Origin of the sequence: Emticicia sp. W12TSBA100-4 (assembly GCF_040253585.1) — a bacterium.
In the GTDB taxonomy this organism is placed as follows: Bacteria; Bacteroidota; Bacteroidia; order Cytophagales; family Spirosomataceae; genus Emticicia.
Window position 1 is genome coordinate 299,759 of the sequence record NZ_JBELAU010000005.1, and the last position, 12,468, is coordinate 312,226.

The window sequence follows — 12,468 nt, forward strand, 5'->3', positions numbered from 1 at the left end:
ATTATCAATAGTATAATTGTAGTCCTACAATTGCTATTATTTCAACTATGTGTTAAGTTAATTTGTTTTAGTAAAAACAAATTATTAATCTCTTTCCCAGCTTAATACGCCTTTGCGAATGATATAGTAAAAACCAGCCATCAAAAGTGTTAGGAATACAACCATTTCGGTAAAGCCAAACCAGCCGAGTTTTTTAAAATTTACTGCCCAAGGATACATAAAGATCACTTCAACATCGAAAAGTACAAACAAAATGGCAGTAAGGAAATATTTGATTGAAATCGGTGTACGGGCATCTCCTTCGGAGTCAATACCACACTCAAACGGAGCATCTTTTAATTCACTGTTTCTTTTTGGGCCAATTGCGTGGGTTACAATCATCGTTGTGACAATAAACCCGATAGCTGCTATGATAAGCACCAAAATTGGGAGGAAATCTGAAGGCAAATATTCTTTCATAAATCAATAATTAACAGTAGTCAAAGGTTTTCAAAATTTGTTATTAACGGCTTTTTACTACTTCCCATCTTTTATGTTCCAAAATTACTATTGTTATGCTTAGAAACAAAATAAAAAAGGGGCGAAAATATTTTCACCCCCGTTTTTATTTAATGATTACTCGTAAAGATGCTTCATAAGAACCACTTACCAAACGAATGATATAAATACCTTTTTCTAAATGTCGTAAATCAAGCGGGCGTTTTTCTTTTAAATCGCTGATTATCCCCGAATACACTTTTTGCCCTGTAAGTGTAAAGACCGCTATTTCGGCATTTGGGTTGTCAGCAATTGTCTCAATTGTAAATTGTCCATTGGAGTTCGGATTTGGATAAGCTCGGAATCCTTTATCGAGATAAGGGACGAATACATTTACAGGATTTGAAAATTGTGAATAGCATACTAATTCTTTATTATTTGCTAACGAATATTTCATTGCCATCCGAACAGAATAATTTCCAGATGTACTGGCTTTTAAAATGGCTGAAACCGTAGAAAGGTCTTCGTTATCTTTCTTCCAATTGAAAAACTGGGCTGAATTATTATTTTGCGAAGTCGCTAAAAGTTGAAAAGTACCATCAATACTAATACTTGGCACCGGAGGCGTTGCTTTGACTGTCACCTCAAATGATGTTGGTTTAGACAAACAATTTTTATCGTCTTTTATACGTAGAGTATATATCCCTGCTTTATCAACAGCAATACCTTTTGAAATAGCACCTGTACTCCATGTATATGCTACGGCATCATTCGCAATTAAGGATAAACTTGTACCTTCACAAATCGTACTAATTCCATCACTTGTTGAAATTATTGCAATTGGAGATGGAATATGACTTAATTTAATTGTATCAGGAGAGGATTCACACCCATTTCTATCTCTAATAGATAAGCTATATATACCTTCTTTTACAACAAATATTTCTCTTGTTGATTCTCCAGTACTCCATCGGTAGCCTTGAGCTGACTCAACCTGAGGAGATAAACCTACAACATTACCTTCACAAAATTTATCAACTCCATCAGCTTTAATCTTCACTATTGGGAGTGCATTTACAGTAATTTTCTTCGAAATCAATTCCGAACTGCAACCAAAACTATCTTTCACACGCAATGTATATATACCATCTGTACGTACATTGATTGTTTTGCTTGTAGCACCCGTACTCCATAGGTAAGAAGGAAAGTCATTTTCAGGAAAAATGTTCACACTCTTTCCGAGACAAAAAGTTGTCTCACCATCTGCTACAATTGATGAAGACGGGCGTGGACGAAAATTTATATCAATGAAAGATTGTGATTCACATCCATTTTGTCCTCTTATGCGTAGGTTATATGAGCCTGCTTTATTTACTGTTATACGTTTTGTGTTTTCATTTGTACTCCATTGATAGGAAATACCATCATTATTTGTTGTAAAGAGTTCTACCGATTCATCGGGACAAATAGGTAAAGATTTACTTACACTAATGACATTAAAGGGTGATGGCAAAACATTCACGTTCACAGGATTAGACGCTGGTGAAACACAACCGTTGATTGAATAATTTACTACGGTGTAATTTCCTGCCCCACGGACAACAATTGATTGTCCCCTTTCTCCATTACTCCAGAGGTTTCCTCCATTTACATTTGAAGTCAGAACAACCCCTTGTCCATCACAGAAAGTAGTATTTCCATTCGCAGTAATAGTAGGTTGACTTACATTATTATTGGTTGAAAGGGTGATAGGCTGTGAAAAAACGGTATTCCCAACATCATCTTGAGCTTTAAATGAAAATGTTCCATTCGTGACAGTTATAAAATTTGCAGTGCCACCATTACTCCACTTATAAGCAGAATAACCACTTGTTGTGACAGTAAACTTATTAATAGTAGTATTTGGGTTACAAATAATATTGACAGGTGGTAGATTTCTTGGAGCCAACGGTTGTGAATTAGCAAAGAAATTACCATCTAAAGAGTTATTCCAATAATCTGCGGCCGACCATAATCCGTCATTATGAAAATGTATGCCATCTGCTCTTTGATTTGAACCAACAATTTCGTCGGTCATGGGGCCAGCAAATACATTTGCTACACGTTGAATTGTTAAGTTCTGTCCTTCAATAACTGTTGGTAAAAGTGTAGGATTTCTTGAAGAACGAGCAACGACCCAAGCTAAATCTCCTTTTTTTGAGTCAGATCTACTTTTTTCGATAACAGTCCGTAAATTATTATAATAATTTTCTGCACTTGAATTACCATCACTCTCGCCTTGTTGCCATAAAATACCTCTTACTCCTGTTCGTGTTGCAAAGTGCTGAAGTGCAGCTTTCATACCTCTATAGGGCATACCTTCTACTCTTACAAATGTAGGTAATTCGGTTCTTAAATCTTGCCCATCAGCAGAGCGTCGCCAAACCTCACAGCTCAACCCTCCTAAAGCAGCACCATAAAATAAAACGGGGACATTAAGCTTTTGCACAAGTTTATCGCCAAGTTTGGCCCAAAACCATGGAACATAGTTATAAGGAGCCATCTTGGTATTATTACCCATCTGAGAAAATTGAAAAGGTAGTGCCTCTTCATTCAGATTTGGGTCATAATAGTTAATAACCGAAACTCTATCATCTGATGCTCCGATTGTTGCACCTGAGTAAGACTGGTCTCCTTGGGCATTAGACTGCCCAGCTACAATAAAAACTTCTCCAATCCCAACTCGTTCGAGCGTTGTACTCGTCACTACATTACCATTGAGAAACCCTCTAACTTCAATATTATACCAACCGCCACTTAGCTGAAGAGTTCCACTAAAAATACCATTATTACGAAAATCTTGAACAGCGTTCCAGCCAGTCTCAGAGCCTTGCCCTCCCCAAACTGGTACTGCTCTTGCCTCTATCCTATCAAGTTGTTGGAAATAACTGCCAGCTATGTTGATATTGGCTTGATTCTGGTTATTTCTTTGGAAAACTATGCGTGAAACGGGGAAGGTAATTTGTATTTGTGAATAAGAATCTAAAAGAACAATATTCATCAACAAAATTAACCAATTCCTTAAATAATTCATTCTTAAACGGATTAAGGTTCATTGCCTTTACAAATTTACAACAGACAACAGCTATAATCAATATGGATTAGATAATCTTGAATAAAAAAATTATTTAATGGCAAAAATCTACGTTTTATTCAATATAAACTCGTTTAATTACATTAAAATTATCGGCTTTAACGTTAATCAACATTCCCCCTCTTTGCATTTCTGACAAATCGAAAGTTTTTCTGGTTTCAAAACTTGTTACATCAAAGCTTTTCAATTTCACACCTTTCAAATCATAAATATCTACTACTGCATCTTTCAAGTCTTCTTGGGTCTCTATATTGATTATAGACTTTGGTGCTGGATTCGGAAAGACACTCATTCCTTGCATTGATGGGTCTATCTTGAATCGATAGGTATTCGAAAGAGGTGAAAAACATCGGAGGGTTCTTCCACCACCTAATTGATATAAAATCGAACCTTTTACCGCATAAATACCATCAGTTTTTGCTTTTAAGGTACGATTTGAGTTTTGAAGTAATACATTATCCTTATACCACTCAAACTTGACATCGAAAAGGCCACTTGCCAGTGCTTCAAGTGTAAAAGTGCCTGTCTGCAAAACACTAATTCCTATCGGTGATGGCTTAACTACTACTTCCATCTCATCTGATGGAGGTGATACACAGCCATTTTGATCAACCGTTTTTACTGTAAAAAAGCCAGAAGATGAAATTGTTTGCTCTTTTGAGGTCTTAGCATTACTCCATTGGTATCCTTGACTTTCAGGAGCGGAAAGGCTTACATTATCTCCATCACAAAAAATAGTTGGACCACTTGCCATTATTGTTGGCTTGGGCGGCAGAGGATTTACTTTTATTGGAATAATATTTGACGATGCCTGACATCCAAATTCATTTCGTGCAGTGACAAAATATTCACCTGACTTACTTACCTGCAAATTAAAATTTTTATCGCCAGTATTCCATGTTATGTTGTTTGTTATATCTGATGTAAGCCTAACCGATTTATCAGAACAAAATACAATAGGTCCGTTTGGAATGATAACTGGTTTTGCTGGAGAAGGATTTACAGTTATTTTTATACTTGGTGAAATTCCCTCACAACCAAATTCATTTTTTGCACGGGCAAAGTAATCTCCAGCTTGATTGACGGTTATTGTTGTATTTGTTTCACCATTACTCCATATTAGATTATTATTCACATTTGAAGTAAGTTTTACTGACCTATCAGCACAGAATGTGGTTTCTCCTTCCGCTGAAATACGCACATCTGGTTTTGGCAAAATATTAACTGAAACTCCATCAGACTGTACAAAACAACCTAAGTAATTTACCTGACTTACCGTATAAAAACCATTTTGACTCACATTAATTGATTTAGAACTTGCTCCTGTACTCCAGAAAATATCTTGTTCAACATTTGAAGTTAGTCGAACACTCCCTCCTTCACAGAAACTGGTCGCTCCTTCTACTCGAATGTTTGGTCTACTATTAATTGAAAGTGAAGAGTAATTAGCCAAAGGAGTATAATAAACATTTCCAAGATAATCGACTGCTCGTCCACGATAAAAGCCAGTTGAAGTTTCAAGGGCAATATTATTTGATAAATCACTAAAACCATTTGTCCAATAATATTCCTTAAACCCATTTGGCATGAATATTCTGAGCGGATTCTGGGAGTTTTCTACATTACATCTTAAATCAAAATACAGCGGACTCGATGGAGGTATTGGTGTTGCCTTTGAAAAGAAGTTCAAATCCAGTTTTGTATTCCAAGCTTGGGCCAATTCTACCAAACCACTTCCAAAAAAATGTACCCCATCAGTTCTACCACCAATCTGGTCTGTATCAGGGCCTTCAAAAGTATTTGGAAAATTTTGTATTACTTGATTTTGAGCATCAATCACAGGCTGGTAAGTTCCCGAACTCACTCGGCTAACTCTACAAACCATCCAGTTAATATTTTTTCCAGTGTCACTTCTACTTTTTGAAATTACATACTCCAAATATTCACGATACTTCTGAGTTGTTGTGCGTTTGTCATTATCTGTTTCGCCTTGATGCCACAAAACTGTTCGCACACCAAACATATTGGCGTAATAATGTAGTGATTTTTTTAGATTCTCATACGGATAACCGGGCAGAGCAAAATTTCCAGAATAAAAGTCCTGTCCTCTTTCGCCATCAGCACTTTTTCTCCAAGCCTCAATTCCCATTGATTCAAAACCTGAATTAATGAACAAAATTGGTACATTCAATTTTGCAGCCAATAAGTCACCAAGTTTTCCCCAACACCATGAACCGTTGCCAAATGGAGCTATTTTAACATTTTCAGTAATCTGAGCTATAACAGGAAAAGGAGGTTCTTTTATTTGCCCATAAGAAAAGAAATTTGTGACACAATTTACTCTATCATCTACCGCAGGCGGATTCCCTCTATTTTCATATCCTTGGGCATTTGACTGCCCAGAAATAATCAAAACTTCACCAATTCCAACCTTATCAACGGTAGATATACCAATTATCTCAGAACCTCTCAATGCCCTCACTTCGAGTTTATACCAACCCGCTTGGGCAAAGATATTTCCTGTAAAAGTGCCGAAATTGGGATTTACGGCAATTGCCGTCCAGTCAACGGAATTACCACCATTGATTGGAGTTAGTCGTGCATCAATTCTTTCAACTCGGGACTGAAACGTTCCTGCAATAGGAATCATCCCTGTATTTGAGGCATTTCTTTGGAAAACCGCCCTATTTACAGGAAATGAAATTGCTATTTGAGCAAAAACAGTTGTATGCACCAAGAGAAATAAACTTAAAAAAGTTTTTTTCATGGCGAAATCATTAAATAAAGGTTCACTCAGATTATTAATCGGAGTTGTGTGTTGAACAAACAAAAACATATATGACTTCATATATGTTTATTTAAATTATCTTTCTAAGTTTTGCCAAATCAAGTCTTTCAATTCGTCAATTCCTTGATTGGTAACCGCCGAGAAAAAAACATAAGGCAAATCTTCTGGGATTTTAGTTTTTATTTTCTTGATTTGCTTTTCATCAATCAAATCAATCTTTGAAATACTCAGTACTCTTTTTTTGTCCAGCAATTCTGGATTATACAATTTTAATTCTTTGAGAAGGGTTTTGTATTCTTTCATTGGATTCTCAGCATCGCCCGAAACTACAAACAGCAAAATTGAGTTTCTTTCGATGTGTCTTAGGAAGCGAAGCCCAAGTCCTTTTCCGTCAGATGCTCCTTCGATAATTCCTGGAATGTCGGCCATTACAAACGACTTGAAATTTCGATAAGCTACAACTCCAAGGTTTGGGGTTAAAGTTGTAAAAGGGTAATCGGCAATTTCTGGTTTAGCAGCCGACACCGTAGAAAGCAGTGTTGATTTTCCAGCATTTGGGAAGCCTACAAGCCCCACATCTGCCAAAACTTTTAATTCTAAAATTATCCATAACTCTTGACCAGGGTCGCCAGTTTGATGATATTCGGGTGCTTGGTTAGTTGAGTTTCTGAAATTCCAGTTTCCTAAACCACCTCTACCTCCCGGTAATAATATGATTTGTTGCCCATCTTCGGTAACTTCTCCCATTATTTCGCCAGTTTCGGCATCTTTTGCAATTGTACCAAGTGGCACTTCAATAATATGGTCTTCTCCTTGTCGACCAGACCTACGTCCACCCTCACCAGCAACACCGTGTTGGGCTTTAATGTGTTTTTGATACTTTAAGTGTAAGAGTGTCCAATACTGAGAATTTCCACGTAAAATTATGTGTCCACCTCTTCCACCATCGCCACCGTCAGGGCCACCATTAGGCACGTGCTTTTCACGTCTAAAGTGTCTCGACCCAGCACCACCATTTCCTGAAACACAGTTTATTTTTACGTAATCAATAAAGTTACTCGTCATAGCTTAATTCAATATCTCAATGTACAATATGGGGTATTTTAAATGATATTATTAGTTTAAAATACCCTAATTTTCTCTATTTTACAAGAAAAAAATTACTTTTTTGCTTCATCTATTGCGGCACAAATCATGCCAAATATACTTTCTACTTCTCCTATTCCGTTGATTTTCACTACTTTACCTTGTCCTTGATAAAAAGGTAAGACATGAATAGTTTTAGTAAAATACTCATCAATTCGTTTGATTAACTTATCTTCGTCATCGTCAGCTCTACCGCTTACTTTTTTTCTTTCAGCAATACGATTTTTTATTTCAGCTTCTGTAACGTCTAATTGTAAAACCAAATCAATTTTTTCGTTCTTTCCTTCTAAAAATTTATCCAGTGCTTCGGCTTGTGCAACTGTGCGTGGAAATCCATCAAAGATAAAACCAGTCGCATCTGGATTATTTTGCACTTCTTCTTCCAGCATATCAATTGTAATTGAATCAGGAACCAAAAGCCCATCGGCCAAAATTTGTTTTACTTTTTGCCCCAAAGCCGTATTCTGACTAATATGCATTCTGAACATGTCACCTGTCGAGATATGGGCTAATTTGTATTTATCAATAATCTTTGCCGATTGAGTACCTTTTCCTGCTCCTGGAGGACCGAATATTACTAAATTAAACATATTTGCTGATTCTTAAACAATTAAGAGGTTTAGTTCTATTAAAATTCTTAGTTAAAAGAGTATTAACGGCAAAAATAAAAGCAATTTTTAGAAATTGTATCTTTTCATGTAAATAAATTATCAAACAATAACAAAAAAGCCTAACCGATTTCCAGTTAGGCTTTCTTATTACTATGAAATTTATATTAATTTTTTGGTTGGACACCACCTCCAGTTCCTCCATTTGGAGAGTTATTATTTGGTGGTGTTGTAGTTCCAGCTGCTGGTGTAGTTCCACCATTAATGCTTTGCAATACTTGCTGAGCTTTTGTATTAGTTGGGTCATACTTCAAAGCAAAATTCATGTATTCAGTTGCTTTGGCAGGGTTTTTCTCAACTAATAATGCTTTGTATCCTAAATAGCCGTAAGCTTCTGAGAAATACTTAGCATTTTTCACATCGGCTTTCATCGCATCAGTTGATTTATTTATGTATTGTTCATACATTGGAGCTGCCGAGAATGTACTATCAACTGTATTTCCTAAAGCATATTGTTTTGCACGAGCCTTTTGAATATACGGGAACATCCATGTGTCTTTGTATAACTCTATCGCTTTTGAATAAACAGTATCAGCTTTCACAAAATTTCTTGAACGCATGTAAGCGTCAGCTAAGTTATAGTAATCAGTTGCATTGCCACCCTTTTTAGAAGTAGAGATATACTTTTCGTAACGCTCTGCAACTTTAGGCCAGTTTTTAGCTACTTTATACGTATTAATGATAGCTCCATTGTAATCAAAAGTAGAATCACCCTTCTCGATTGCAATATCCATGTTGATGATAGATAATGAGTCGTTCAACTTTTTGTTCGCATCATCTTTGATACAACCATAAGCACGACCTAACATTCCCCAGTCAGAAGCTAAATGACGCTCTTTCTCGGCTTTATTCAAAAACTCTGTAATATTCTTTACGCCTTCCGCACAATCACCTTTCTCAGTTTGAATATAACCTTTCAAACGATACTTGATAGGGTCTTTTTCTGCATCAAAGATTTCATTTAAAACGCTTAATGCTCCGTCATAATCTTTACTCGCAAATGCTAACTTAATATAACGTAGTTTTTCTGCTGGAGTTGCTTCACTTTTTTTCAGTGCCAATAATGCATTTTCTTTAGCTTTGTTGAATTTTCCGTACGTAGTATATAGCAAACTCAAATAATAATATGCTGGGGCATACTCTGGATCAGCAACAATTGCCTCATTGAAGAATCCTTCAGCTTTTTGATATTGCTTTCCTTGATACCACACACGACCCATCAAAGTTTTGATCTTCGCTAACTTTTGACCCATGTTTGCGGCATTTTCCAATGCAGTCATTGCAGCACCTCCATCATTTTTGATCAAGTACGCCTTTGCTATCGCAATATAATAATCTGGATTGTTCTTTACTTTTTGTAAATCTAACGCAGCCTGAATATTTGTAACAGCTTCAGCAGGATCGTTTACTTTTTCTGATAAAGCATAGGCCTCTCCGATACGAAACAAAACATCTGCATTTTTATTTTTAGTATCTTTCTTAATCAAATCAAAGTCTGCTTTCGCCCCAGCCCTATCACCAGATAATAACTTAACGGTTGCTAAACCAACTCGATTTAGAGGGTCAGGTTTCTTTTCGTTAGTTGCAGCACCTTTTGTAAAAGCCTCAGTGGCTTTTGCTAAATCAACTTGACCATCTTGTAGATTTAGGTAATAATAACCCAAATTGTAGTAATTTTCTGCCGTTGGTGCAGAAGATGCTAATTGCTTGAAAATGGTTTCAGCAGCATTGTATCGCTCAGCATCCAAATTTTTCAGTCCGTCCTGCACAGTTTGTGCCATTGTGTGGAACGACAACGTCAGCACAGCCGTTGCTGCCACTGCCAAAGATTTCAAAATCTTGTTCATTTTCACTCTAAAAGTTAGGTTTACAGATCCTTTGTTTTAATTAAAAGTAAGCAAAGTTAAATAAAATGTCGTTTAGATAAAAAAATATTTTTCCTTCTTAACTATTTATTCTTTTGCTATTTGTTGATTAGACAGTTTTTTGTTTGGAAAGTTATCTAAAAATTTGTTAATAATTCGTTAAATTTTTCGATAACTTCACAAGAAAAAAGAAAATTATTGTACACTTCCAATCGGTTTTTTCTCAATGATTATTTCTCTTTCGTACACATAATAAGGTAATAAACCCGACTTTTCAACTACTAATTGTCCAACGTAGGCACAACAGAATCTGATAAAAGCACTTGTCAGTCCATACCCCTTCTTAGTATGTAAAATTACTCTTCGCTCAAATGGATATTTTCGAGCTTTCAAACTTGCAGTTGTTGGCGTGTAATAATCATTGGGTGTTTTAACATCAGAAATTCCGACAACATGAACGCTATTTATAAAATTCTGACTTTTCGAGTCATCGATATCACTTATCCAATTTCCTCCAATTACACCAATAGCATTCTTATTCTTCTTAATGTATTCTATTACATCTTTATTGCCATCAGCTGCAAAAATATTAGCTTTCTTAATATCACTGATACCAAGTTTACCCATCATGTAATTCAAATTACTTGAACTACTATTATCGAAAACTAATTTAATATCGGTGTTTTTTTTACCTTCAAACATTGCCTTCAAATCTGCAATCGAAAGGTTTTTAATCGAACTACCCAGATTACTTATAATTGCTACTCCATCTAAAGCCATTTTCGCAGGAAGATATGGAATATTATTACTCGTGTAAACAGATTGTTCTCCAGCGGTTGCCTCACGGGTAACAATTGCGATATTCACTGAGTCATTCATCATCAACGACATTGCTCGTTGTTCTGGCATGTAAATTACATTTAATTTTGCTTTGGGATAATGAGCATTATATGCCATAATTTCTGCGTCAACGATAGGTTGCAGCGATTCATCAGCAGCTATGGTTATTTCGCCTTCATTTGGTAAATCTTGCTTTTCTTGTGATGAGCATTGCCACAATGTTATTGCCCCTATTAATATAATAATTACTTTTTTCATCTCTTTGGTGGTTAAGATTACTCAACACTTTATTTGGGGAAGTACCCTTTATTAATATTTAGACTATTTGCTAAATATATAAACACAAATATATTCAAATAAATTCTTTAAGTTACAAAAAATATAAAAATATTTTTATCATTAAAATCATAATTATATCAAATCAAAAGGCCACTTCGTTTCGGAAGTGGCCTTTTAATAATATCAGTCATTTATAGACTATTTTTATAAGCATTATATGCTCCCCAAGCTCTAAACACACCATAAATAATGATAAAAACGCTCATTATCATGGCAAGACCATCAGATACTGGAAGAAGCGAACGCTTCATAAAAACATATATACCCATTACAATATATGCAATTGCAGTAAATGCTCTAATATATAGTGTAATTTGACTGAAACCTTCTGGTTTACGATTCTGCAACATTATTCAAGAACGAATGAAATTGGCATAGTAAAGAATACCCTTACGTTACGTCCATTTTGTTTACCAGGATTCCATTTTGGCATTGATTTCAATACACGTTGTGCTTCTTCATCACAACCAAAACCGATTCCTTTCAAAATTTGAACATCACCTAAACTACCATCTTTCTCAACAACGAATTTTGCAAAAACTTTACCAGATACGTTTGCTCTTTGAGCAGCCGAAGGGTATTTCAAGTTTTTACCGATGAAGCCATACATTTCTTTGATACCACCTGGAAACTCAGGTTGTTGTTCAACAGTTGTAAAGATTTCATCTTCTTTTGGTTGTTCAATTTCAACGGCTTTTGGAGCTTCAACTACTGGAGGTGGAGCGGCTGCGATTTCGTCAGACTCAATACCTTCTTTAGTTTCGTTTGAAATAACCGCCTTCTCAATCTGCTCAGCAGGTGGTGGTGGCTCTTCATTTTTCACCTCTTCATCTGGTTTTGGCTCAGGAGGCAAAAACTTAATTGTTGCAACTTCAGGTGGCTTTTGCTCAGGTGGCGGTGGTGGTGGAAGATCAAGGGGCTTATCCTCCACTTTTTCTTCTTTCAACTTAGCTAAGTCGATTTCTACCGCAACTTCTTTCTTTGCCTTTGGCGTAATAGACGCATAAAGCATTGGAGCACCCACAGCAGCCAAAAATGCAATCGAACCATACAAAAGTGAGCGGTTTACCGTCTTTTTGTATGTCTTTCTTAGATCATATGCTCCATAGGCCTTGTTACGGGTCTCGAACACCATGTCATCTAAGGTAATATTGACATTATTTTTAGGGTCCATTTTTTTTTTTTTTATCATTAAATATGGAATACTTAACG

General features: G+C 36.0%; 9 protein-coding genes. All 9 read right to left on the reverse strand.

The features are described 5' to 3' along the window. Positions 1–84: 84 nt before the first annotated feature. Positions 85–459 carry an NADH-quinone oxidoreductase subunit A gene (locus tag ABR854_RS08770; protein WP_064196746.1) on the reverse strand — a complete coding sequence of 125 codons (375 nt, stop codon included), beginning with the start codon at positions 457–459 and terminating at the stop codon, positions 85–87. A 145-nt stretch (positions 460–604) separates the two neighbouring features. Further along, complete coding sequence (locus ABR854_RS08775; protein ID WP_350265029.1) at positions 605–3,517, reverse strand: sialate O-acetylesterase; 2,913 nt, start codon at positions 3,515–3,517, stop codon at positions 605–607. Positions 3,518–3,665: 148 nt separating this feature from the next. After that, the gene (locus tag ABR854_RS08780; protein WP_350265030.1) at positions 3,666–6,377 is read right to left on the reverse strand and encodes a sialate O-acetylesterase; all 2,712 of its coding nucleotides are present in this window, start codon (positions 6,375–6,377) and stop codon (positions 3,666–3,668) included. Between the two features lie 96 nt (positions 6,378–6,473). Continuing rightward, the gene (obgE, locus tag ABR854_RS08785) at positions 6,474–7,463 is read right to left on the reverse strand and encodes a GTPase ObgE (protein ID WP_064196749.1); all 990 of its coding nucleotides are present in this window, start codon (positions 7,461–7,463) and stop codon (positions 6,474–6,476) included. 95 nt (positions 7,464–7,558) lie between these two features. Further along, positions 7,559–8,134, reverse strand: coding sequence for an adenylate kinase (locus ABR854_RS08790; protein WP_350265031.1), 576 nt, complete (start codon positions 8,132–8,134; stop codon positions 7,559–7,561). 185 nt (positions 8,135–8,319) lie between these two features. After that, entirely contained in the window at positions 8,320–10,059 is a 1,740-nt protein-coding gene (locus ABR854_RS08795) for a tetratricopeptide repeat protein (protein ID WP_350265032.1), read from the reverse strand. 213 nt (positions 10,060–10,272) lie between these two features. Then, on the reverse strand, positions 10,273–11,175 hold the full coding sequence (locus ABR854_RS08800; protein WP_350265033.1) for a PstS family phosphate ABC transporter substrate-binding protein: 903 nt from the start codon (positions 11,173–11,175) through the stop codon (positions 10,273–10,275). A gap of 212 nt (positions 11,176–11,387) precedes the next feature. After that, positions 11,388–11,606 carry a hypothetical protein gene (locus ABR854_RS08805; protein WP_350265034.1) on the reverse strand — a complete coding sequence of 73 codons (219 nt, stop codon included), beginning with the start codon at positions 11,604–11,606 and terminating at the stop codon, positions 11,388–11,390. Continuing rightward, on the reverse strand, positions 11,606–12,448 hold the full coding sequence (locus ABR854_RS08810) for an energy transducer TonB (protein ID WP_350265035.1): 843 nt from the start codon (positions 12,446–12,448) through the stop codon (positions 11,606–11,608). Before ABR854_RS08810 ends, ABR854_RS08805 begins: the two co-directional genes overlap by 1 nt. Positions 12,449–12,468 lie beyond the last annotated feature (20 nt).

What these genes read in the sequence shown, in the direction of transcription:
- ABR854_RS08810 (WP_350265035.1), bottom strand. Translation starts at nt 12,448, where the DNA reads ATGATAAAAAAAAAAAAAATGGACCCTAAAAATAATGTCAATATTACC.
- ABR854_RS08780 (WP_350265030.1), bottom strand. Translation starts at nt 6,377, where the DNA reads ATGAAAAAAACTTTTTTAAGTTTATTTCTCTTGGTGCATACAACTGTT.
- ABR854_RS08795 (WP_350265032.1), bottom strand. Translation starts at nt 10,059, where the DNA reads ATGAACAAGATTTTGAAATCTTTGGCAGTGGCAGCAACGGCTGTGCTG.
- ABR854_RS08805 (WP_350265034.1), bottom strand. Translation starts at nt 11,606, where the DNA reads ATGTTGCAGAATCGTAAACCAGAAGGTTTCAGTCAAATTACACTATAT.
- ABR854_RS08770 (WP_064196746.1), bottom strand. Translation starts at nt 459, where the DNA reads ATGAAAGAATATTTGCCTTCAGATTTCCTCCCAATTTTGGTGCTTATC.
- ABR854_RS08775 (WP_350265029.1), bottom strand. Translation starts at nt 3,517, where the DNA reads ATGAATATTGTTCTTTTAGATTCTTATTCACAAATACAAATTACCTTC.
- ABR854_RS08790 (WP_350265031.1), bottom strand. Translation starts at nt 8,134, where the DNA reads ATGTTTAATTTAGTAATATTCGGTCCTCCAGGAGCAGGAAAAGGTACT.
- ABR854_RS08800 (WP_350265033.1), bottom strand. Translation starts at nt 11,175, where the DNA reads ATGAAAAAAGTAATTATTATATTAATAGGGGCAATAACATTGTGGCAA.
- obgE (WP_064196749.1), bottom strand. Translation starts at nt 7,463, where the DNA reads ATGACGAGTAACTTTATTGATTACGTAAAAATAAACTGTGTTTCAGGA.